Below are 21,324 nucleotides of genomic sequence, written 5' to 3'. Positions count from 1 at the left end.
CGGGTGCGGCAGGCTCCCCGTCGTGACCGTCCTGTCCCGCCGGGCCCTCAACCGGGCGACGCTGGCCCGCCAGCTCCTGCTCGAGCGGTCGGCGCTCGACGTGCTCGACGCCGTCGCCCACCTCGGCGGGCTGCAGGCCCAGGAGCCGCAGGAGCCCTACACGGGCCTGTGGTCGCGGCTCGCGGGCTTCGACCCCGCCGAGCTCTCCGACCACGTGGCCGAGCGCCGGGCGGTGCGCACCCACCTCATGCGCCGCACCGTGCACCTCGTCACCGCCGACGACGCGCTGACCTGGCGGTCGCGCCACGACGCGATGCTGCGCCAGCGGATGCTCGGGGTGTACCGGCAGGAGCTCGCGGCCGTGGACCTCGACGAGCTCGCCGCCGTGGGGGCGCGGCTCGTCGCCGACGAGGCCCGCACCCTGCCCGACGTGGGCCGGGCGCTGGCCGACACCTGGCCCGACGTGCCCCCGCGCGTGCTCGGGGAGGCGCTGGGCACGCTCGTGCCGGTGGTGCAGGTGCCGCCGCGCGGGCTGTGGGGGCAGGCCGGGCCGGCGCGGTGCCTGCTCGTCGCGACCTGGCTCGGGCGGCCGGTGGACCCGCCCGCCGCCGACGGCACCGACCCGGTGGGGGAGGCGCTGGTGCTGCGCTACCTCGCGGCGTACGGGCCGGCGGCGTCGGCCGACCTGCGCGCCTGGTCGGGGCTCGCCGGGCTGCCGGCGGCCGTCGCGGCGGTCCGCGACCGCCTGGTGAGCTTCCGCGACGAGCGCGGCCGCGAGCTCCTCGACCTCCCCGACGCGCCCCGGCCCGACCCCGACACCCCGGCGCCGGTGCGCTTCCTGCCCGCCTTCGACAACGCGGTGCTGGGCTACGACGACCGCACGCGGATCATCGACGACGCCGACCGCGGCCTGTCGGTGGCGGGCGAGCGCGTCGTGCTCGTCGACGGCCGGGTGGCGGCGCGCTGGACCGTCGCCGACGGCACGGTCGAGGTGACGCCGCTGCGGCGGTTCTCCCGCGCCGACCGGACCGCGGTCGCCGAGGAGGGCCGGGAGCTGGCGGGCTTCCTGTCCGGCGGCGCGCACCGCCGGGTGCAGGTGGCGGCGTCGCCGGGGTGAGGTGCGCGTGATCAGCAGGACGTGGTGCACCGCGGGAGGCGCGGCGCGGTGCACCACGTCCTGTTGATCAGCTGCGGCCGGCGCCCCACCACGCGAGCCCGGCGGCCAGCGCGTCCTCGGCGAACGCGCCGGGGAGGTCGGAGCCGAAGCGGTCGGCGGCGATCGCGCGCAGCCGCTGCCCGCCGAAGGCCGCCCCGACCGCCGCGGCGGTGGCGACGAGCGCGCCGGGCCCGCCCTCGCGCCCGTCGCGCCGCGCCGCCGCCCCCGCGCCACCCGCCGCGAGGGCGAGGCGCGGCGCGAGGCCCGGTGCGGCGGTGCGGGGCGGGACGGCGGGGTGCTTGTCACCCGACGCCTCGGCCAGGGCGGCGAGCGTGGCCCCGCCCCGCCCGACCCTGCTCCCGAGCAGGCCAACCGCGCCGCGGTCGCCCGGGCGCGCCCGCCACGCCAGCGCCGCCGAACCGAACGTGCTGCGCGCCCCGTTCGCGGCGCCGAGCGCGGCCGCGCGCAGGAGCGAGCCCGCCGTCGCCGAGCGCGGCGCGCCCTCGGGGTGCTCGGCGCGCTCGCGCTCGTCGGCGCGGAAGGTGGCGGCGAGCGTGGCGTGGGTGGCGACGCCGTAGGCGAGGTGGGGGACGACGTCGGCGGCCCAGTCCGCGGAGCCCCAGCGGCGGGGGTCGGTGAGGCCGAGGCGTGCGGTCGGCAGGTCCGAGGCGACCATCGCGGCGGCGCCGAGCAGCGGCGCGCCGATCACGGCGGGGAGACGCACCCCGGCGCTGCGCAGGGCGCCGGCCAGACCGCCGACCGCCACGCCCGTCGCGGTCCCGGCGAGACCGCCGAGCCCCTCGAGGCGGTGTTGCCGCTCGCGGCGAGCGCCCGGGATCGCCACGTCGGCCTGCTCGGCGAGCGCCGAGACCGTCGCGGTCGGCATGCCGCTCGCCGGCCGTGCGCGCAGCGCCATGTCGGCCTGGGTGGTGACGTTGAGCGCGGTGGTGCCCGCGGCGCCGGCGGCGGTGCCGCGGAGGAATCCGGTCACGAGGGAGGTCACGACGAGTGGACTACCCGGCCGCGACGAGCGGGACGCCGGTGAGCGGTCCCTGAGAGCCGCACCGGCGGGCGCCGGGCCCTGATGGTCCGAACGGGGCAACGAGGACACGGCCGACCGGCGCTCACCGACCGCGGGCGCCCGCCCGTCCCGCCCGTCGATCCGCCCTTCTCAGGAGCGGCGGGTGCCGACCGTCCGCGCCCCTACGGTCACGGATCGTGTCGAAGCGGGCGAGACGTGCGCTGTGGACCGCGGTCGCGGTCGTCGCCCTCGTGGGACCGGCGGTGGTCTTCGTCGGCCGGCACGGGGTCGGGGCCGGCGAGCTGGTGGACCTCGGGGTGGTCCTCACGGGGCTGGTCGCGACCGTCCTCGTGGTCGTCACCACGGTCGGGGCGTCGCGCCTGCGGTCGCTGACCACCGCGCTCGGGATCGACCGGGTGATGAGCGGGCACCGGTGGCTCGGCGTGGCCGCGGTGGCGCTGGTGGGCGGCCACCTCGGCCTCGCGGTGATCGAGCGCCCGAAGCTCCTGAACCCCTTCGCGGCCTCGTTGGGCATCCAGTTCGGCTACGCCGCCTTCGCCGGCATGCTGCTGCTCGCGGGCGCGGCCTCCTGGGGCCGCCGGCGGGGCACGCGCTACGAGTGGTGGGCGCGGCTGCACGTCGCCGCGGCCGCACTCGCGCTCCTGCTCGCCGGCCTCCACGTGGTCTGGCTGGGCGATCTCCTCGAGGACCCGGTGATGCGGGTCGTGCTGTCGGCGCTGGCCCTGCTGCTGCTCGCCGTGCTCGCGCGCCGGTGGGTGTGGCGGCCGCTGTTCACCCAGCGCGGCGCGTACGTCGTCTACGGCGTGCGCCACGAGGGTCCGGAGGTGGCGACGCTGGCGCTCACGCCGGTGTTCCGGCGCCGCGGCCTGCGCTTCGCGCCCGGGCAGTTCGTGTGGCTGCGCCTGCACCGGCGCGCCGTGGGCGTGCAGGAGCACCCGTTCACCATCGCGTCGAGCGCCGAGCTCACCGACCGCCTCGAGCTGACCGTCCGCGCGACCGGCGACTTCACCCGCGCGCTGGCCCGGATGGAGCCCGGCCGCAAGGTCTGGCTCGACGGCCCGCACGGCAGCTTCACCCCGGAGACGCCGGACCGGGTCGACGGGCTCGTCCTCGTCGCGGGCGGTGTCGGGATCACGCCGATGATGAGCATGTTGCGCACGCTCGCCGAGCGCGGCGACCGCCGCCTGCACCGCCTCGTGCTCGCCGAGCGGCCCGACCAGCCGCTGTTCGGGCCGGAGCTCGAGGTGCTGGCGCGCCGTCTCGACCTGGAGATCCTGCGCACCGCGGGCCGGCGGGTCGACGCCGACCTGCTCGCCGAGGTGCTCCCGCGCGCCCGCGGCCGCCTCGAGTACTACGTGTGCGGGCCGCCGTCGCTGCTCTCGGGCACCCTCGCGGCGCTCGACCAGCTCGGCGTGCCGCCCGGGCGCATCCACAGCGAGCAGTTCGGGTGGACGGGCGCGCTGCCGGTGGCGTCCTCCCCACCGGCGCCCCGCACCGGCGACGTCCCCGCACCCCGCCGGACCCGCCGGGGCGACGCCGCGCCCGCGGACTCGCCGGCCGACCGGCTCCCGACCCACCCGTCCTTCCCGATCCCGCGGATCGACGAGGACAGCGGGGTCGGGCGAGGCAGGGTCGGGTCCGGCTCCGCCGACGGCGGGCGGTCGTGAGCGTCCGCCGAGCGGCGCGCGACCGCCGCGACCGGGAACCCGACGGGCCGACCGGCCCTCCGGTCCGCCCGCCCCGTGCGGGAACCCGGTCGCCGACACCGAGCGACGTCTCGACGTGACGTCGTCGTCCCGCCGTTTCGCCTGCTCCACGCCCGGCAATTCGCCGGGTGATCCGGCGACCACGGCCCGTCAACCCACGTCGGCGTCCGGTCGCCGGCGGCACGCCGAGGGGGTCTCCTGGTGCTCGACGAACGAGAGCAACGCATCCTGGCCGACATCGAGCGGCAGATCGAGGCCAGCGATCCCGGGCTGGCCCGCCTGGCCCGGACCAAGGACGAGCGACGCTCGTACTGGCGGGCGGTCGCCGTGCTGGTGCTCGGCGTCCTGTTCGGGCTGGGGCTGGCGTCGCTGGGCCCGGTCGGGCACGGCCTCCTGCTCATCCTGACCTCGGCGGTCCCGCTGGCCCTGTGGCACTGGCGCCGTCCGGGGTCGATCCGTCCCGGCTCCGAGCGCCCGCCGCGGGTCTGACCGCGGGTCTCACGCCGGGAGCGGCGGGAGGTCGGGGCGCAGGCCCTCGAGCAGCCGGTCGACGGCCCGATCCAGCCGGGCCGCCGCCACGCGGTCGCCGAGGCGGCGGGCGGCGAGGCCCCGCACGCACTCGTCGCGCACCCGCCCGGCGAGGGCTCCGACGGCGTGCCCCGCGAACGCACCGGGTGAGCTCACGGGCAGCACGTGGACGGGCACCGCGTAGCGACGTCGCAGGGCGTCGCCCAGCGTCTCGCCGAGCCCCGACACGCGGCGCGCGCGGGCGGCCCGCAGCACCGCCCGGCGGGCCTGCTCGACCGTGAGCGCCCCGACCGGCACGCCCAGGACCTCGTCGTCGGGGGACGGCACGAACAGCACGAGCGGGTACGAGTGCTCCCCGCGCCAGCCGTCGCCGTGCTCGACGACGCGTCCCCACAGCGCGGTGCACCCGAGGATGCCGTGGTGCAGGAGCCCGCCCACGAGCCGGCGCGGGTCGTCGACGGCGTAGAGCCCGCAGGAGCAGCCCCACGCCGGGGCGTCGCCACAGCCGCGGTGGCACACCGCCGTGACCGCGGTGCGCGGGGTCCAGGAGGCTGCGGCGAGGGGCGACTCGAGGACCGGGCCGTCGTCGTCGGCGCCCAGGCGCCAGACCCGCCAACCGCCGACGGGTGTGGCGAGGTCCGGAGCGGTCACCCCGGCGTCAGGCGCCGGTGATCGGTGTCGGCCGCGGGCGCCCCCGGCGGGCCGGCGGCACCCCCGCGCCCCGCCGTGGCGTCGGGCGGGGCCGCGGCTCCGGCAGGGCGGCGGCGACCTCGGGGAAGTCGCCGTCGGGCACCGGGCTCACCACCGGCTCGACGTGCAGGACACGGACGGGCTCGCCCAGGTACATCCGGACCCCCTGATCGACGGCGTGGCGCAGGTCTCACTCGGATGGGGTAACCCTACCGTGTTCGGCAGGCAGCCGAACAGTCCGGATGCTGACGACCTCAGCGCGCCGCCACGAGGCCCTCGAGCTGCCGGGCCGCCGCGAGCAGCGCGTCGGCCCAGCGCGCCCCGGGCCGGCGGCCGATCCGGTCGACCGGGCCCGACACCGACACGGCGGCGATCACCGCGCCGGTGGCGTCGCGGACGGGGGCGGACACGCTGGCCACGCCCGCCTCGCGCTCGGCGACGCTCTGGGCCCAGCCGCGGCGGCGGACCTCGTCGAGCACCGTGTCGGGGAACGCGGTCCGGTCCCGCGACCACGCCGCCAGGATCTTGGCGCCGGAGCCCGCGGTCATCGACACACGCACGCCGACCGGCACCGTGTCGCGCAGGCCGCTCGCCGGCTCGGCGGCGGCGACGCAGACACGCGCGGTGGGGTCGAGGCCGTCGCGCCGGTAGAGCTGCACGCTCTCGCCGGTGAGGTCGCGCAGCTGCGGCAGGACCTCCTCGGCGGCCGTGAGCAGCGGGTCGCCGTGGCCGTGGGCGAGCTCGCCGAGTGCGGGGCCGGGCCGCCAGCGGCCGTCGGGGTCGCGGGCCAGCAGCCGGTGCGCCTCGAGGCCGACGGCGAGCCGGTGGGCCGTCGCGCGGGGCAGGCCGGTGCGCTCGCAGAGCTCGCCGAGGGTGCACGGCGTGGCCGCGGCCGCCCGGAGGACGACCACCGCCTTGTCGAGCACGCCGATACCGCTACCCTGTCCCACAGGACGACATCGTAGTCCCAAGATGTGAGAAAGACCCAGGTGCGGGGACGGCACGGCAGCGCGACGGATGCGCTGGGTGTCGTCTCCTCGTCACCGGGATCGAGGAGGCGGAAGAGTGGGACGCACGCTCGCGGAGAAGGTCTGGGACCAGCACGTGGTCCGGCGCGGTGAGGGTCAGGAACCGGACCTCCTCTACATCGACCTCCACCTCGTCCACGAGGTCACGAGCCCGCAGGCGTTCGACGGCCTGCGCCTGGCGGGCCGGCGCGTGCGCCGCACCGACCTGACGCTCGCCACCGAGGACCACAACGTCCCCACCAAGGACCTCCACCTGCCGATCGCCGACGAGACCTCGGCGACCCAGGTGTCGACGCTGCGGCGCAACTGCGAGGACTTCGGGGTGCGCCTGTTCCCCATGGGCACGCAGGACCAGGGGATCGTCCACATGATCGGCCCGGAGCAGGGCCTGACGCAGCCGGGCACGACGGTGGTCTGCGGCGACTCGCACACCTCCACCCACGGCGCGTTCGGGGCGCTCGCGTTCGGGATCGGCACGTCCGAGGTCGAGCACGTCCTCGCCACCCAGACGCTGCCGCTGCGGCCGTTCAAGACGATGGCGATCGAGATCTCCGGGACGTTGCGCCCGGGCGTGACCAGCAAGGACGTCATCCTCGCGGTCATCGCCCAGATCGGCACCGGCGGCGGCGCGGGCTACGTGCTCGAGTACCGCGGCGAGGCCGTGCGGCAGATGTCGATGGAAGCCCGCATGACCATGTGCAACATGTCGATCGAGGCGGGCGGGCGCGCCGGCATGGTCGCGCCGGACGAGACCACCTTCGCCTACCTGCGCGACCGTCCCCACGCGCCGAAGGGCGAGCAGTGGGACGCCGCCGTCGCGGCCTGGCGCGAGCTGCGCACCGACGACGACGCCGAGTTCGACGCGGTCGTCCACGTCGACGCCGATGCGCTCACCCCGTTCGTCACCTGGGGCACCAACCCCGGCCAGGGCCTGCCGCTGGGCGAGTCCGTCCCGGACCCGGCGACGATGGACGACGACGACGCCGCCGCGACGCGCAAGGCGCTGGAGTACATGGCCCTGGAGCCCGGCACGCGGCTGCGCGACATCGCCGTCGACGTCGTCTTCCTCGGCTCGTGCACCAACGCGCGCATCGAGGACCTCCGGGCCGCCGCGGAGATCCTGCGCCACCACCAGGTCGCCGACTCGGTGCAGATGCTCGTCGTCCCCGGCTCGATGCGGGTCAAGGCGCAGGCCGAGGCCGAGGGCCTGGACGTCGTGTTCACCGAGGCGGGCGCCGAGTGGCGCTCCGCGGGCTGCTCGATGTGCCTCGGGATGAACCCCGACCAGCTCTCCCCGGGACAGCGGTGCGCGTCGACCTCGAACCGCAACTTCCAGGGCCGGCAGGGCAAGGGCGGGCGCACGCACCTCGTCTCGCCGCTGGTCGCCGCGGCCACCGCGGTGCGCGGCACGCTCTCCTCGCCCGAGGACCTGGTCGACGACCGGGCCGACACCACCACGCTGCAGCCCGCCTGAGGAGCACTGCGAGATGGACGCCTTCACCACCCACACCGGCATCGGCACGCCTCTGCGCATGTCGAACGTCGACACCGATCAGATCATCCCGGCCGTCTACCTCAAGCGCGTGACGCGCACGGGGTTCGAGGACGGCCTGTTCGCCTCCTGGCGCGCCGACCCGTCGTTCGTGCTCAACACCGAGCCCTACTCGCGGGGGTCCGTGCTGGTCGCGGGGTCGGACTTCGGCACCGGGTCGTCACGCGAGCACGCCGTCTGGGCGCTCCTGGACTACGGCTTCCGGGTCGTCGTCTCGTCGCGCTTCGGCGAGATCTTCAAGGGCAACTCGTCGAAGGCGGGCCTGCTCGCGGCGACCGTCGAGCAGTCCGACGTCGAGCTGCTCTGGAAGAAGATCGAGCAGCGACCGGGCCTGGAGCTCACCGTCGACCTCGAGGCCTGCACGATCACCGCCGACGACCTGACGGTGCGGTTCACGATCGACGAGTACACGCGCTGGCGGCTGATGGAGGGCCTCGACGACATCGACCTGACGCTGCGCCACGCCGAGGACATCGACGCGTACGAGGCCGGGCGGCCGGCGCACAAGCCGGTGACCCTCGCTACTTAGGGTCGCCTAAGTCGCGGGGTAGGGTCGGGGGCATGGCTGCTCCCGACACCCAGGCCCCCGCTCCCCGTCGCGGCAAGGGCGGGCCGGGCCACCGGCTGCGCGTGCTGCGCACCGAACGGCTCACGCCGCACCTGGTGCGCGTGGTGCTCGGCGGTCCGGGCATCGACGGTGTCGTCGACAACGGGTTCACCGACAAGTACGTCAAGCTCGCCTTCCCGCGCCCCGGCGTCGCCTACCCGACGCCGTTCGACGTGGCGGCCATCCGCGAGGCGATGCCCCGCGAGGACTGGCCGATCGTGCGGACCTACACGATCCGCGCGCTCGACCACGCCGCCGGCGAGATGGCGATCGACTTCGTCGTCCACGGCGACACCGGCGTCGCCGGCCCCTGGGCGCTCGCGGCGGCGCCGGGCGACGAGATCACGCTGATGGGGCCGGGCGGGGCCTACGCGCCGTCGCCGGAGGCCGACGCGCACGTGCTCGTCGGCGACGAGGCCGCGCTGCCCGCGATCGCCGCGGCCCTCGAGCGCGTGGCGCCCGGGGTGCCGGTCCACGCGTACGTGCAGGTCGACGGCCCCGACGACGAGCTCCCGCTCCCGACGGCCGGCGACCTCACCCTGCGCTGGCTGCACCGCGACGCCGGCGAGGACCTCGTCGCGACCGTCCGCGCCGCCGCCTGGCCCGCCGGCACGGTCCACGCGTTCGTGCACGGCGAGACCGGCGACGTGAAGGCCCTGCGCGGCCACCTCCTCGACGAGCGCGGGCTCGACCGCGCGTGGCTGTCGATCTCCGGCTACTGGCGCCGCGGCGTCGACGAGGACACGTTCCAGGCGGAGAAGCGGGCCCCGGTGCGCTGACGCGCTCGTGAGCAGAAAGGAGTGCTCCAGCACTCCTTTCTGCTCACCAGCGCGAAGCGCACGACTTCAGTCCGGCAGCGCCCGGCGGCCCGGGCCCACGGTCACCATCCTTGCCTCCGACGGCACGCCCCGGTCGTCGACGAGGAAGAGCATGTACGGCCCGGGCGGGGTGAGCGCCGGGTTCTCGGGCACGTGCACCGACACCCCGCCGGCGGCGGGGCCGACGTCCAGGGCCACCGAGCGCATGTCGGTGGTGGTCACGTGGGTCGCGGTCGACGCCTTGATCAGCCGGGCGGCGCGGACGTGCCCGGCGTCGGGGGTCGGGACGGTCGCGGTCTGGTCGCGGGCGAGGGTCGGCGGGGCCGCGGTGATCGTCGGGCGCGCCCCCCGGAACAGGTACGGCGGGCTGTAGATCTCGATGCGCTGCTCGAAGGTGCCCGGGACGAGGTTCTGCTCGTCGTCGAACAGCGGATCCGAGCCGGCCGTGAGCACGCGGCCGTCGGGCAGCAGCAGCGCTTCGGTGTGGTAGTCGCGCCCGACGGCCGGGTCGGCGGCAGGGGTCAGCGCACCGGTGTCGGGGTGGAGCAGGCGGGCGATGTGGTTGTTGGTGCCGCCCTTGCCGCGGTAGTCCCGCGAGCCGCCCGAGATCAGCAGGGTGTCGTCGGGCAGGTCGACGAGGTTCGGGTACCGCACGCCCTCGGGCAGCACCGGGCCCGGCGTGAAGTGGGGCGCCGGGTCGGTGAGGTCGAGGTAGTCGATCCGTCCGGTGGAGCGGGGGCTCTCGCCGACCCCGCCGCCGCCCACGACGGCCATCTCCTGATCGTTGACGGGGCCGATGAACGCCGAGCCCGCCGTCTCGAGCAGGTCGGGGTCGCGCAGGCCCGGGATCGCGGTGAAGGCGCCGGTGTCGAGGTCCCAGAAGCCGGGCTCGCGGCCCTGGTCGGCCGGCCCGTAGCCGGCGTTGGCGCCCGTGTAGACCATCCGCCCCGCCCGCGCCGTCTCGAAGATCGCCGGGTAGGTCGGGAAGTAGTGCTGCAGGTCCTGGCGCTCGGTGAAGGCGTTCGTCGTCGGGTCGAAGACCTCGGTCTGCCCGGCGAGGACCTCACCGACCCCGTCGAGCCCGGCGGTCGTCAGCACCCGGCCGTCGGACATCGGTGTCAGCGTCGCGTACCAGCGGTGGAACTCCATGTCCGAGACGCGCGACCACGACTCGCTGACCGGGTCGAACGTGTAGGCCTGGTCCGTGCCCTGGTAGTCCTGCTTGCGCAGGGTCATCGCCTGGCCCTGCCCGTAGACGTTGCGCGCGACGTCGGGCGGCAGGCCCTCGACCTGGTACTTCTCCGGATTCGGCACGACCGCGGCGGGCCCGGGGTCCACGGCCTCGACGAAGACCTGCTCCTCCGACGCGGTCACCGTCGTGCGCCGGCCCTGCCCGGTCTTCTGCGCCGGGTCGAGGCGGACCTCCTGCGTCGCGCGGTAGCGCAGGCCGGTCGGGCCGACGAACACCGTCCCCGCGGGGAGCACCCGCGGGACGTTCGGGTCCTCGTTCTTGACGGTCATCGCGCCCGCGGCGTTGGTGACCGCGCCGTCGAGCTTCTCGTAGCGCTGGGTGCCGCCGGCGACGAGGAGGCGGCCGTCGGGCAGCGTCGTCTGGCCGCCGCAGAACATGTCGTCGGGGACCGGGATCATCCGCGTCGCCCCGGTGGCCGGGTCGTAGAGCAGGCTCTTGAGCGCCCGCGTCGCGAACATGTCCTCCTTGTTGCCGGACCCGGCGATCAGCAGGACCTTGCCCGACGACAGCAGCGCCGCGTGGATCGCGTTGACCCGGCTCTCCTCGGGGACGTCGACGACGTCCCAGTGGCCGTACTGCCGCACGTAGTCCGGGCTGTTGATCAGCTGCTCGTGGCGCCACTCGCTGAGGTAGGACCACGCAGGCGGGACGTTGACGCCGAGGAGGACGACCGCCGCGACGACGACGAGGACGACCTGTCGGACGCGCCGGGAGTTCGACGGACGCACCGGGGCGGGCTCCTGCGGGCTCGGGGGCACGGGGGAGGGGCTGGGGCGCGCCGACGTTAACCCAGGTCGGAGGGCCCTCCGCGCGCGCCCCGATCCCTCCCCGTCCGTGCTCCGGTGACCGGTTCGTCCGGCGACGGAGATCTCGTCGGACCGGGCTCAGACCCCGGCGTCGCGCACGTAGTCGGCCGCGACGAGCTCCCCGGCGGGGGTGGACGACAGGACCCAGACGCTGCCCTTGCGGCACGGCGGGTCGGTGAGGTCGCGGTCGGAGACCGGTGGCTCGTCGGCCGCGGCGGCGAGCGCCCGCACGAGGTGGGGGATGCCGTCGCCCTGGGCGCACACCGCCGCCGTGGCCTCGCCGGCGACGAGCTTCGCGAGCGTCGCCCGCGCCGGGCCGTCGTCGCGCGCGACCGCGCCGTCGCCGAGCTCGGAGGCGTCGTGCACCGTCAGCCCGGTGGCCTCGGCGTAGGGCTCGAGCGTCTGCCGGCAGCGGGTCTTCGGCACCGCGAGCAGCACCTCCACCCCGAACCGCGCGAGCAGCGCGGCCAGGCGCTGCGCCTGCTCGCGGCCCTCGTCGACGAGGGGGCGCTCGCTGTCCGGGCCCTCCCACTCGGCGCGCCTGCCCGCCAGCGCGTGGCGCACGAGCAGCAGGGTGCGCAGGTCCGCCGGGCGCGCGGTGAAGGCGGCCAGCACCTCGCGGTCGGACGGGTAGCTCAGGAGCGCCGACGCCTCCGCGGGCGGGAGCCAGCGCAGCTCGTCGGTCTCGTCGCCCGGGTGGAACTGCCCCGCGCCGGCGCGCGCCGCCCAGAACTCGACGACCTTCTCCTCGCCGCTCACCGTGTAGCGCACCGTGCGCAGGTGCCGGCCCAGCACCGCGGCGAAGCCGGTCTCCTCGGCGAGCTCGCGGACCGCGGCGTCCGCCCGCGTCTCGCCGGGGTCGACCTTGCCCTTCGGCAGGCTCCAGTCCCGGTGGTGCGGGCGGTGGACCACGGCCACCTCGACGCCGTCCGTGGCGGGGTCGGACGTCGGGCGCCAGAGGACGGCGCCGGCGGCGTGGACGGTCACTTCTCCCCCTGCCGGCGCGCGAGCAGCTGCACCTGGTGGTCGCAGACGGCCATCCCCTCGTGGTCCTGGCCGGACGCGACCGGCCAGGGGTCCCAGGAGCCGTCGGGCTGGAGGACCCAGCACCGCGTCGACGGGGCCGTCGCGGAGTCCAGGACGTGGTCGAGCTGTGCGGTCAGGCGCGGGTCGGTGACCGGGACGAGCAGCTCGACCCGGCGGTCGAGGTTGCGGTGCATCATGTCGGCGCTGCCGATCCAGTGCTCGTCGGCGCCCACGAAGTGGAAGATCCGTGAGTGCTCGAGGAAGCGCCCGAGCACCGAGCGCACCCGGATGTTCTCCGACAGCCCGGGCACGCCCGCGCGCAGGGAGCACAGGCCGCGCACGACGAGGTCGACCGGCACCCCGGCCGCCGAGGCGCGGTAGAGCGCGTCGATCACCTGCTCGTCGACCAGCCCGTTGACCTTGATCCGGACGCCGGCGCGCTCCCCGCGCTCGGCCCGCTCGCGCTCGCCGTCGATCCGTTCGACGACGCCGCGCCGGAGCCCGTAGGGCGCGACCAGCAGCTTGCGGTACGCGGTGCGCCGGGCGTAGCCGGTGAGCACGTTGAACAGGTCGGTGAGGTCGGCGGCCACCGTCTCGTCGGCGGTGAACACGCCCATGTCCTCGTAGAGCCGGGCGGTCTTCGGGTTGTAGTTGCCGGTCCCCAGGTGGCAGTACCGCTTGATCGTCGAGCCCTCCTGGCGGACGACCAGGACGGCCTTGCAGTGGGTCTTGAGCCCGACGAGGCCGTACACGACGTGCACGCCCGCCCGCTCCAGCGCGCGGGCCCAGCCGATGTTGGCCCGCTCGTCGAACCGCGCCTTGATCTCCACGACTGCCACGACCTGCTTGCCGGCCTCGGCGGCGTCGATCAGCGACTCGACGATCGGGGAGTCGCCGGAGGTGCGGTAGAGCGTCTGCTTGATCGCCAGCACCTTGGGGTCGGCGGCGGCCTGCTCGATGAAGCGGTGGACGCTCGTGGAGAACGAGTCGTACGGGTGGTGCACGAGCACGTCGCCCTCGCGCAGCGTCGCGAACACGCTCTTCGGCGTCTCGCCCTCGCTGAACGCGGGGTGGGTGGCCGGCACGAACACCGGGTCCTTGAGTTCGGCCCGGTTGAGGCCCTGCAGCTCCATGAGCGCCGAGAGGTCCAGCAGGCCCGGCACCTTGACGACGTCGTGCGGGTCGACGTCGAGCTCGCGCAGCAGCAGCTCGAGCATGTGCTCGCTCATGGTGTCGGTGATCTCGAGGCGCACCGGCGGGCCGAAGCGCCGCCGCGCCAGCTCCCGCTCGAGGGCCTGCAGCAGGTCCTCGTCGCGGTCCTCCTCGACCTCGAGGTCGGCGTTGCGCGTGACGCGGAAGACGTGGTGCTCGGTGACCCGCATGCCCTCGAAGAGCTGGTCGAGGTTCTCGGCGATGAGGTCCTCGATGGGCAGGAACCAGGCCTGGCGGTCGGTGTCGCCGACCCCGTCGCCGTCGGCGCCGGGATCGGGGACGCGCCCCACCCGCACCAGCCGCGGCACGTTGTTCGGCACCTTGACGCGGGCGAAGTGCTCGGTGCCGGTCTCCGGGTCGTGGACGGCGACCGCGAGGTTCAGCGACTGGTTGGAGATGTAGGGGAACGGGTGCGCGGGGTCGACGGCCAGCGGGGTGAGCACCGGGAAGACCTGGCGGGCGAACCAGTCCGACAGGCGCGGGCGCGCGGCGTCGGTGACCTGCGACCAGTCGATGATGTGGATGCCGGCCTCGGCGAGCGCCGGGTCGACCTCGTCGAGGAACACCCGGGCGTGCTTGTGCGCGAGCTCCTGGGTGCGGGCGGAGATGCGTGCGAGCTGCTCGCGCGGGGTCAGGCCGTCGGCGCCGCGCACGGCGAGCCCGGCCTGGTCGCGCCGCTTCAGCCCCGCCACGCGGACCATGTAGAACTCGTCGAGGTTCGACGCGAAGATCGCGAGGAACTTCGCCCGTTCGAGCAGCGGCTGGCTGGGGTCCTCGGCCAGCGCCAGCACCCGCGCGTTGAACTCGAGCCACGACAGCTCGCGGCTGTCGTAGCGGTCCGAGGGCAGGTCGGCGGCGGCGGCCGGGCCCGCGGTCGGGGCGGCCGGGGCACCGGGGGTGCGGCGCACGCTGGGGCTGGTCTCGTCCGCGGGGGCGGGCGGGCGGGGGCCGGTGCGGTCGGCGAGGTCGGCGAGGTCGGCGTGCGCGCCGTCCGCGCCGTCCGCCTCCCGCTCGGGCGCCTCGTGCGCGCCGTGGGTCTCGTCGGCGGGGGCGGCCGTGGACGTCGCGGACGAGGCGGGATGGCTCACGACGTCCGATGGTGCCCGAGGCCGGGGCAGGTCGCGAGCGACCGCGACCCGTCCCACGCCCGACGGCGCGGGACGGGCGCGGGATAGGGGGTCGCGCGGCCCAAGATGGGGAGGTCGTCCCGTCGGCCGGGCACCGCGGCGTTCCTAGCGTCGGGGGCGTCCGCGGGCCGGCCCGGTCCCGCGGCGGGCGGCCGTACCGGCCGTCGTCACGTCCCGGACGAAGGACCCGCGATGACCTCCACGATCGACCCGCACACCCGGCCGCTGCCCGTCACGGCGTCGGGGACGGCGCCGCCACCCCCGGTTCCGCCCGCCGGGTCGCCGCCGTCACCTCCCCGGCGACGGCGGTGGAGGACGCTGGCCGCCGCAGTGGTCGCGCTGGCCGCGGCGGCCGGGACGGCGGTCGTCCTCGACGGCGTCGACCGCGCCGAGCCGGTGCGCTACCAGCCGGTCTCCTACGCCGGGGAGAACCCCTTCGCCTCGCCGGTCGGCACCGACCGACCCGGGGTGGCCCCCGTGCCCGGGGCCGGCGGCGAGCAGGACGGCGACACCCCCGAGATGTACGCCGCCGACCCGGCCGCGCCCGTCTGCGACGCCGACGCGCTGATCGCCGCGCTGGCGGCCGACCCCGCCCGGGCGGCCGTGTGGGCGCAGGTGCAGCGCACCACGCCCGACCGCGTCCCGGCCTTCGTCAAGAGCCTGACACCGGTGGTGCTGCGGACCGAGACCGCGGTGGTCGACCACGGCTACCGGGGCGGGGTGTCGGTCCCGACGCCGTCGGTGCTGGCCGCCGGGACCGCGGTGTTCGTCAACAGCTACGGGCAGCCGGTGGTCAAGTGCTTCTCGGGCAACCCGCTGACCCCGGGCACGAGCTCGGACCCGGCCGTGACCACGGTCGTCCCGGCCGCGACACCGATCACGACCCTCGTCGTCCACGACCCGGTCGGGCAGGGCCCCGTCGCGCAGCCGGGTCGGCCGGACACCACGGGCGGCGGCCCGGTCCCCGTGGAGCCGGACGGGAGCACCGGCGGCGCCCCGATCCCGGTGGAGCCCGACGGCGGCACCGGCGGCACGGGTGGCACGCCCGGCCCCGACGGCACCCCGATCCCGGTCGAGCCGGACGGCGGCACCGGCGGCACGCCCGGCACACCGTCGACGCCGCCGCTCACCGGGACGTTCACCTGGGACGGGTCGGTCGTCCTGTCCGACGGGCGTCTCCAGCGGCCGGACGGGCGCATCGTCGACCTGCCGCCCGTGCCCGCGGGCAGCACCCCGCTGCCCGACGGCGGCTACCGCGACGCGAACGGCACCTATCGCAACCGCGACGGCTCGCCGCGGGACGAGGTGCCGCTCACGGAGCAGGGCGGCGAGGTCATCCTCCTCGCCCCGGACGGCACCCTGACGGACGGGAGCGGGCGCGAGATCCGGCCGATCGAGGGCCTGACGGTGATCCGCGGCCACGACGGCTTCGTCACCGTGCTGACCGACAATCCGCGCGGCGAGGACACCCTCGTGCTCTACGCGCCGGAGGGGAAGCCGGTGAACATCGTCACCGGCACGATCACCGGTGGCGTCATCACCGACGCCGGCGGGCGGGTCCGCAACCCGGACGGCAGCGAGCGGCAGGAGACCACCCTGCCCGACGGCGGGCGGGTCCTGCCGGACGGGACGAACGTGCCCGCACCCGGGCGGCCCGGCGGGGGACCGGCGCACCCGGGGATCCCGACCCCGACCGTGCCGATCGACCCCCCGTTCACCCCGCGCCCGATCGATCCGGCGTCCCCGCGCGGCGCCGACGAGGCCTCCGGGGAGGCCGGCGGGCCGGTGGTTTGACCACCGGCGGCGGCACGTCCCCCGACGCCGGCGGCGGGACGCCCGCCGACGGCGGGTCCGGCGGATCCGGCGGGACGTCCGGGGCCGGTGGGACCGGTGCGACCGGCGCCTCGGCCGAGGAGACCCAGGGCTGATCGGGAGGCGTGGGGGCCCGGGAGCACACCGTGCTCCCGGGCCCCGCGTCGTGGCGCGTCGTCCCGCCTCGCCCCTGGGCCCGGGTCAGTAGCCGCCGGGCGTCGGGGCCGGGGCGTGGTCGGTGACGGAGCGGGCGGCGTGGTCGTCGCACCAGGCCGAGGTCGCCGGTCCGGTGCCCAGCGCGCGGGCGCGGGCGAGGTCGGCCACGGTGTCGACGTCACCGCGCAGCCCCGGCCAGTCGCCGTCGAGGGCGACCGCGCCGGACCGGGCGTGCGCCCACGCCGAGCCGGGACCGAAGCGGGGGCGCAGCGGGCGCCCGGGGGCCGCGACCAGCAGCGTCGTGCCCGTGCCGGCGTGGTCGGCGACGAAGGCCGCGCCGGCCCCGCCGGCGAACAGGGCCGACGCGCGGCGCAGCGCGTCGTCGAGCTCCTCGGGCCGCAGGGCGGGCAGGTCGGCCTGCAGGGCGGCGACGGCCCGGGCGCCGGCCCCGTGCAGGTGCGCCGCGCCGCGCCGGACGGCGGCGTTGAGCCCGCCGCCCTCGTCGCGGACGAGCTCGCCGCCGGCACCGAGGCGCTCGGCGGGCTCGGCGGTGACGACGACCAGCCGCCCGACGCGGTGCGCGGCGCGGGCGGCGCGCAGGGTGTCGCGGGCCAGGGCGAGCGCGAGGGCGCGATGCGCCTGCTCGCGGTCGGCGTCGTCGCCGGGGAGGTCGGCGACCGCCGGCGCGAGACGTGACTTGGCGCGGCGCAGCTCCTTGACCGGCACCACCAGGTCGACCGCGACGTCCACGGCCCCAGTCTGCCCCCGATCGGCGCAGCGGGGACGGAGCGAGTGACGGTGGCGGGTCTCGCTGGACCGCTCGCCGGGCCCGGGAGAGACTGCGCGCGTCGGGGCGGACTCGTCCGCGCCCGAACCGAACGCCGGATCGACGGCAGCGTCGAACACGGCAGCATCGAAACGCAGCGGAGGTGGCGAGCCGGTGGCACGGGCGCGCGAGAAGGGCGGGCCGTGGGTGGCCCTGGCGGCCGCGGTCTTCTATCCGCTCACCGTGCTGCTGGCCAGGCGCCGCATGGAGGGCCTCGAGCACGTGCCCGCGGAGGGGCCCGCGCTGCTCGTGTGCAACCACGTCTCGTACCTCGACCCCGTGTACACCGCGGTCTTCGTGCACCGCGCCAAACGGGTGCCGCGCTTCCTCGCGAAGGCGTCGCTGTGGAAGGTCCCCGTCCTCGGCCGCACGCTGAGCGGCAGCCGCCAGATCCCGGTGAGCCGCGGCTCCGCCGAGGCCGGGGCCAGCCTCGAGGCGGCGCGCGCGTCGTTCGACGACGACGGCGTCGTGGTCATCTACCCGGAGGGCACGATCACCCGCGACGAGGCCGGGTGGCCGATGGCGGCCCGCTCCGGCGCGGCGCGCCTGGCGCTGCAGGGCGAGGGCGTCCCGGTGGTCCCGGTCGTGCACTGGGGCACCCTGTCGGTCTACGACCACTACCGGCGCCGCTTCCGGCCCTCGCTCCGCAAGACGATCACCGTGCGGGCCGGCGCGCCGATCCCCATGGACGACCTGCGCGCGCGGGTCCGCGACGCCGAGCCCGGAGGCGAGCGCAGCGTGGAGGTCGCGGCGCTGCGCGAGGCCACCGACCGCATGATGACCGCCGTGCGCGCGCTGCTCGGCGAGGTCCGCGGCGAGCCGGTGCCGGCTCCCGTGCGGGGATCGCGGAGCAGCGAGAAGTGAGCACGACACCCCCCGACGGCGTGGCGCCCCTGCGGCGGGTCGCCGTGCTCGGCGCCGGATCCTGGGGCACGACGTTCGCCAAGGTCCTGGCCGACGCCGGCACGCCCGTGACGCTGTGGGCGCGGCGGGCCGAGGTCGCCGCGGCGGTGAACCGCGAGCACCGCAACCCCGAGTACCTGCCCGACGTGACCCTGCCGGCGGAGCTCGCCGCCACCAACGACGCCGACGAGGCGCTCGCCGGCGCCGAGGCCGTCGTGCTGGCCCTCCCGGCCCAGCGGCTGCGCGAGAACCTCGAGCACTGGCGCCCGCACCTGCCCGAGGGCGTCACGCTGGTGAGCCTCGCGAAGGGCGTCGAGCGCGGCACGCTGCTGCGGATGAGCGAGGTGATCTGCGAGGTCACCGACGCCGGCGCCGACCGTGTCGCGGTGGTGTCCGGGCCCAACCTCGCGGGCGAGATCGCCGCCGAGCAGCCGACCGCGACCGTCGTCGCCTGCCGCGACCACGACCGCGCGGTCGCCGTGCAGCACGCCTGCTCCACCGGCTACTTCAAGCCCTACACCAACACCGACGTCGTGGGCTGCGAGCTCGGCGGGGCGTGCAAGAACGTCATCGCCCTCGCGTGCGGGACCGCGGTGGGCCTCGGCTACGGCGACAACACGATGGCCTCGCTGATCACCCGCGGGCTCGCCGAGATCTCCCGGCTCGCGGTCGCGCTGGGGGCCGAGCCCCTGACGCTCGCCGGCCTCGCGGGCATGGGCGACCTGGTCGCGACCTGCTCCTCGCCGCTGTCGCGCAACCGCCGGTTCGGCGAGGCGCTGGGGCGCGGGCTGAGCGTGGCCGAGGCCGAGGAGGCCAACCACGGGCAGGTCGCCGAGGGCGTGAAGTCGTGCGACGCGATCAGCGAGCTGGCCCGCCGCCACGGCGTCGACACCCCGATCGTGGACGCGGTGCGGCGGGTGTGCGACGGCGAGGTGTCGGCCAAGGAGGTCGGTGACGAGCTGATCAACCGGGAGCTCAAGGTCGAGTGACGGACGGCCCCGGGTCGAGGCCCACCCCCGCACGTTTGCCGGTACCGGGCCCGGGAACACTGATCGCGATGGACGTGCTGCAGCGGATGGGGCCGCGGACGGCGCCGGCGACGGCGGTGCCGCCGCTGGAGCTCTGCGCGCTCGCCACCACCGAGAACGCCGCGTCGCTGCGCCGCCGTTTCCGCTGCTGGGTCGCCGAGATCACCGACCTCGACACCGCCGACGACCTCGCGCTCGCGGTGTACGAGGCCCTCGCGAACGTCGTCGACCACGCCTACGCCGACCGGGGCACCCCGGGCCTCATGACGCTGTGGTCCGCCGTGTCTTGCCCGTTGCTGACCGGCCGCGACCTCGTAGTCACGGTCGTCGACGAGGGAGCCTGGCGCCCGAGCACGAGCCCGGGCTGGCGGGGCCGCGGGTTGCCGCTGATGCGCGAGCTCATGCACTCCACGGCGGTGCTGCCCGGCGAGCAGGGCACCACGGTGCAGTTGCGCCGCCGCGTGCCGGTGCCCAGCCGTGATCGCGCCGCAGCCCTGGTCTGACGCCGCTCGAGCCCCCACACTGCTCGTACCCGCCGCGCACCGGGGCCCGGCGGTGACGGGGGGGGTCGGCATGGCTGACGACGTCGGGCAGGGCAGCACGGCGCTGGCGACCGAGCTGCCGGATCGTTACCTCCCGGCGGTCCCCTACGCGGACCTCCCCGAGCCCCAGGGCCTGCGGCGGTACCTCGGGGCGAGCGTCATCCTCACGGCGACCGCGCTCGGGTCGGGCGAGCTGGTCCTGTGGCCCTACGTCACGACCCAGGTCGGGCTGGGCATCATCTGGCTCGCCGTCGTCGGCATCACGCTGCAGTACTTCCTCAACATGGAGATCGAGCGGTACACGCTGGTCACCGGGGAGACCGCGGTGACGGGCTTCTCGCGGCTGTGGCTGCCCTGGGGCATCGTCTTCGTGCTCGGCGCGATCCTGCCGAACCTCTGGCCCGGGTGGGCGTCCAGCGGGGCCACCGTGTTCACGTTCATCTTCGGCTGGAGCGAGTCCGCGGTCCCCGTCGTCGCCACGATCTTCCTGCTCTCCATCGGCCTGGCGGTCACGGTGTCGCCGGTCATCTACCAGACCCTCGAGAAGATCGAGGGCGTGATGGTCGCGCTCATCCTGGTGTTCGTCGTCGCGGCCATCATCCTGGCGACCCAGGCGGGGGCCTGGGCGGACGTCGTCACGGAGATCCCGTCGGGGATCGGGAACCTGCCCGAGATCGTGGGCCAGATCGGCGCGGCGTCGCTGTTCGGCGCGATCGTCTTCGCGGGCGCGGGCGGGGCGAACAACCTGGTGCAGAGCAACTACATCCGGGACAAGGGGATGGGGATGGGGGTCCGCATCCCCAACATCGTCTCCCCGATCACCGGGCAGGAGGTGGCCGCGCCGTCCCTGGGCTACATGGTCCCCGCCACCCCGGAGAACGAGCGGCGGTGGCGGCGGTGGTGGCGCATCGCCAACCAGGAGCAGCTGATCACCTTCTGGTTCATCGGGGCGCTGCTGCTGGTCTCGCTGTCCGTCCTGGTGTTCTCGACGATCGGCGTCAACCCCGAACTGGAGTCCGAGCTGTCGTTCATCCAGGCGGAGGGGCAGGCGCTGGGTGACCTCGTCGCGCCGTGGTTCACGACGGCCTTCTACGTCGCCGGCTTCCTCATGCTGTTCTCCACCAACATCGGCGTCGTCGACTACGTCAGCCGGCTCACCGCCGACTCGCTGAAGGTCACGTTCCTCAAGGAGAGCACCTTCTGGAGCGAGAGCAAGATCTACATCGCCACGGTGTGGCTGCTGATCGTGGTCGGCTCCGGGATCATCTGGACCGGCATCGAGCCGGTCGTGCTCCTGGTGATCTCCTCGGCCGGCGGCGGCTTCGTCATGGCCGTCTACTCCGTGCTGATCATCATGGTCAACCGGAGGCTCCTGCCGGGGTTCGCGAAGCTGAAGGGCTGGCGGCTCCCGATCATGATCCTCGTCGCGCTGTTCTACGTGGCCTTCTCGATCTTCCTGGTCTACCAGATGATCAGCGCGGGCCCGGCGTCGCTGGCCTAGCGGTGC

At 75.7% G+C, this 21,324-nt stretch carries 19 protein-coding genes; 11 read left to right on the top strand and 8 right to left on the bottom strand.

Annotation, left to right across the window (positions count from 1 at the left end):
• Positions 1-22: 22 nt before the first annotated feature.
• On the top strand, positions 23-1,117 hold the full coding sequence (locus tag PH190_RS05065) for a winged helix DNA-binding domain-containing protein (RefSeq protein WP_274230391.1): 1,095 nt from the start codon (positions 23-25) through the stop codon (positions 1,115-1,117).
• A 67-nt stretch (positions 1,118-1,184) separates the two neighbouring features.
• Here the strand turns inward: PH190_RS05065 and PH190_RS05060 are convergent, their stop codons facing one another.
• Complete coding sequence (locus PH190_RS05060) at positions 1,185-2,159, bottom strand: hypothetical protein (RefSeq protein WP_274230390.1); 975 nt, start codon at positions 2,157-2,159, stop codon at positions 1,185-1,187.
• Positions 2,160-2,374: 215 nt separating this feature from the next.
• Between PH190_RS05060 and PH190_RS05055 the strand changes: the two genes are divergently transcribed.
• Both PH190_RS05055 and PH190_RS05050 read left to right on the top strand, forming a co-directional pair.
• Positions 2,375-3,865 (top strand): ferredoxin reductase family protein, encoded by a 1,491-nt coding sequence (locus PH190_RS05055; RefSeq protein WP_274230389.1) that lies wholly within the window; start codon positions 2,375-2,377, stop codon positions 3,863-3,865.
• A 240-nt stretch (positions 3,866-4,105) separates the two neighbouring features.
• Positions 4,106-4,393, top strand: a complete 288-nt coding sequence (locus PH190_RS05050; protein ID WP_274230388.1) for a DUF3040 domain-containing protein — start codon at positions 4,106-4,108, stop codon at positions 4,391-4,393.
• Between the two features lie 9 nt (positions 4,394-4,402).
• Here PH190_RS05050 and PH190_RS05045 read toward each other — a convergent pair whose 3' ends face one another.
• The 3 genes from PH190_RS05045 to PH190_RS05035 all read right to left on the bottom strand — a co-directional run bounded on the left by PH190_RS05045 (position 4,403) and on the right by PH190_RS05035 (position 6,072).
• On the bottom strand, positions 4,403-5,083 hold the full coding sequence (locus PH190_RS05045; protein ID WP_274230387.1) for a hypothetical protein: 681 nt from the start codon (positions 5,081-5,083) through the stop codon (positions 4,403-4,405).
• Positions 5,084-5,090: 7 nt separating this feature from the next.
• Positions 5,091-5,279, bottom strand: a complete 189-nt coding sequence (locus PH190_RS05040) for a hypothetical protein (protein WP_274230386.1) — start codon at positions 5,277-5,279, stop codon at positions 5,091-5,093.
• Positions 5,280-5,376: 97 nt separating this feature from the next.
• Entirely contained in the window at positions 5,377-6,072 is a 696-nt protein-coding gene (locus PH190_RS05035) for an IclR family transcriptional regulator (protein ID WP_274230385.1), read from the bottom strand.
• Positions 6,073-6,187: 115 nt separating this feature from the next.
• Here PH190_RS05035 and leuC point away from each other — a divergent pair, with 115 nt between their 5' ends.
• The 3 genes from leuC to PH190_RS05020 are packed head-to-tail and all read left to right on the top strand — an operon-like array spanning position 6,188 to position 9,088.
• Positions 6,188-7,624 carry a 3-isopropylmalate dehydratase large subunit gene (gene leuC, locus PH190_RS05030; RefSeq protein ID WP_274230384.1) on the top strand — a complete coding sequence of 479 codons (1,437 nt, stop codon included), beginning with the start codon at positions 6,188-6,190 and terminating at the stop codon, positions 7,622-7,624.
• A 13-nt stretch (positions 7,625-7,637) separates the two neighbouring features.
• The gene (gene leuD, locus PH190_RS05025) at positions 7,638-8,231 is read left to right on the top strand and encodes a 3-isopropylmalate dehydratase small subunit (protein WP_274230383.1); all 594 of its coding nucleotides are present in this window, start codon (positions 7,638-7,640) and stop codon (positions 8,229-8,231) included.
• A 32-nt stretch (positions 8,232-8,263) separates the two neighbouring features.
• On the top strand, positions 8,264-9,088 hold the full coding sequence (locus PH190_RS05020) for a siderophore-interacting protein (protein WP_274230382.1): 825 nt from the start codon (positions 8,264-8,266) through the stop codon (positions 9,086-9,088).
• A 66-nt stretch (positions 9,089-9,154) separates the two neighbouring features.
• Here PH190_RS05020 and glxA read toward each other — a convergent pair whose 3' ends face one another.
• The 3 genes from glxA to PH190_RS05005 all read right to left on the bottom strand — a co-directional run bounded on the left by glxA (position 9,155) and on the right by PH190_RS05005 (position 14,511).
• On the bottom strand, positions 9,155-11,137 hold the full coding sequence (gene glxA, locus PH190_RS05015; RefSeq protein WP_274230381.1) for a radical copper oxidase GlxA: 1,983 nt from the start codon (positions 11,135-11,137) through the stop codon (positions 9,155-9,157).
• Between the two features lie 126 nt (positions 11,138-11,263).
• Positions 11,264-12,172: an NUDIX hydrolase gene (locus PH190_RS05010; protein ID WP_274230380.1), complete on the bottom strand. Its 909-nt coding sequence runs from the start codon at positions 12,170-12,172 to the stop codon at positions 11,264-11,266.
• A complete protein-coding gene (locus PH190_RS05005; RefSeq protein ID WP_420791578.1) occupies positions 12,169-14,511 on the bottom strand; it encodes an RNA degradosome polyphosphate kinase in 2,343 nt (780 codons plus the stop codon). The genes PH190_RS05010 and PH190_RS05005 overlap by 4 nt, the downstream gene beginning before the upstream one ends.
• A gap of 231 nt (positions 14,512-14,742) precedes the next feature.
• Here PH190_RS05005 and PH190_RS05000 point away from each other — a divergent pair, with 231 nt between their 5' ends.
• Positions 14,743-16,344, top strand: a complete 1,602-nt coding sequence (locus PH190_RS05000) for a DUF6777 domain-containing protein (protein WP_274230379.1) — start codon at positions 14,743-14,745, stop codon at positions 16,342-16,344.
• A 219-nt stretch (positions 16,345-16,563) separates the two neighbouring features.
• Here the strand turns inward: PH190_RS05000 and cofC are convergent, their stop codons facing one another.
• Positions 16,564-17,268 carry a 2-phospho-L-lactate guanylyltransferase gene (gene cofC, locus PH190_RS04995; protein WP_274230378.1) on the bottom strand — a complete coding sequence of 235 codons (705 nt, stop codon included), beginning with the start codon at positions 17,266-17,268 and terminating at the stop codon, positions 16,564-16,566.
• A 190-nt stretch (positions 17,269-17,458) separates the two neighbouring features.
• On the opposite strand from cofC, the gene PH190_RS04990 reads away from it, so the two are divergent.
• The 4 genes from PH190_RS04990 to PH190_RS04975 all read left to right on the top strand — a co-directional run bounded on the left by PH190_RS04990 (position 17,459) and on the right by PH190_RS04975 (position 21,318).
• Positions 17,459-18,208 (top strand): lysophospholipid acyltransferase family protein, encoded by a 750-nt coding sequence (locus PH190_RS04990; RefSeq protein WP_274230377.1) that lies wholly within the window; start codon positions 17,459-17,461, stop codon positions 18,206-18,208.
• Complete coding sequence (locus tag PH190_RS04985) at positions 18,205-19,236, top strand: NAD(P)H-dependent glycerol-3-phosphate dehydrogenase (RefSeq protein WP_420791577.1); 1,032 nt, start codon at positions 18,205-18,207, stop codon at positions 19,234-19,236. Before PH190_RS04990 ends, PH190_RS04985 begins: the two co-directional genes overlap by 4 nt.
• 68 nt (positions 19,237-19,304) lie before the next feature.
• Positions 19,305-19,778 carry an ATP-binding protein gene (locus tag PH190_RS04980; RefSeq protein WP_274230376.1) on the top strand — a complete coding sequence of 158 codons (474 nt, stop codon included), beginning with the start codon at positions 19,305-19,307 and terminating at the stop codon, positions 19,776-19,778.
• Positions 19,779-19,848: 70 nt separating this feature from the next.
• Positions 19,849-21,318 (top strand): Nramp family divalent metal transporter, encoded by a 1,470-nt coding sequence (locus PH190_RS04975; RefSeq protein ID WP_274230375.1) that lies wholly within the window; start codon positions 19,849-19,851, stop codon positions 21,316-21,318.
• Positions 21,319-21,324: the final 6 nt, after the last annotated feature.

The sequence above is a fragment of the Actinomycetospora straminea genome (assembly GCF_028737255.1).
Classification (GTDB): domain Bacteria; phylum Actinomycetota; class Actinomycetes; order Mycobacteriales; family Pseudonocardiaceae; genus Actinomycetospora; species Actinomycetospora straminea.
The sequence above is the reverse complement of the archived record's forward strand: the minus strand, read 5'-3'. Positions and strand labels throughout refer to the sequence as shown.

Excerpts from the sequence above, each read along its gene's own strand:
- PH190_RS05000 (WP_274230379.1), top strand. The coding sequence starts at position 14,743 with ATGACCTCCACGATCGACCCGCACACCCGGCCGCTGCCCGTCACGGCG.
- PH190_RS05020 (WP_274230382.1), top strand. The coding sequence starts at position 8,264 with ATGGCTGCTCCCGACACCCAGGCCCCCGCTCCCCGTCGCGGCAAGGGC.
- PH190_RS05040 (WP_274230386.1), bottom strand. The coding sequence starts at position 5,279 with ATGTACCTGGGCGAGCCCGTCCGTGTCCTGCACGTCGAGCCGGTGGTG.
- leuD (WP_274230383.1), top strand. The coding sequence starts at position 7,638 with ATGGACGCCTTCACCACCCACACCGGCATCGGCACGCCTCTGCGCATG.
- PH190_RS04980 (WP_274230376.1), top strand. The coding sequence starts at position 19,305 with ATGGACGTGCTGCAGCGGATGGGGCCGCGGACGGCGCCGGCGACGGCG.
- PH190_RS04975 (WP_274230375.1), top strand. The coding sequence starts at position 19,849 with ATGGCTGACGACGTCGGGCAGGGCAGCACGGCGCTGGCGACCGAGCTG.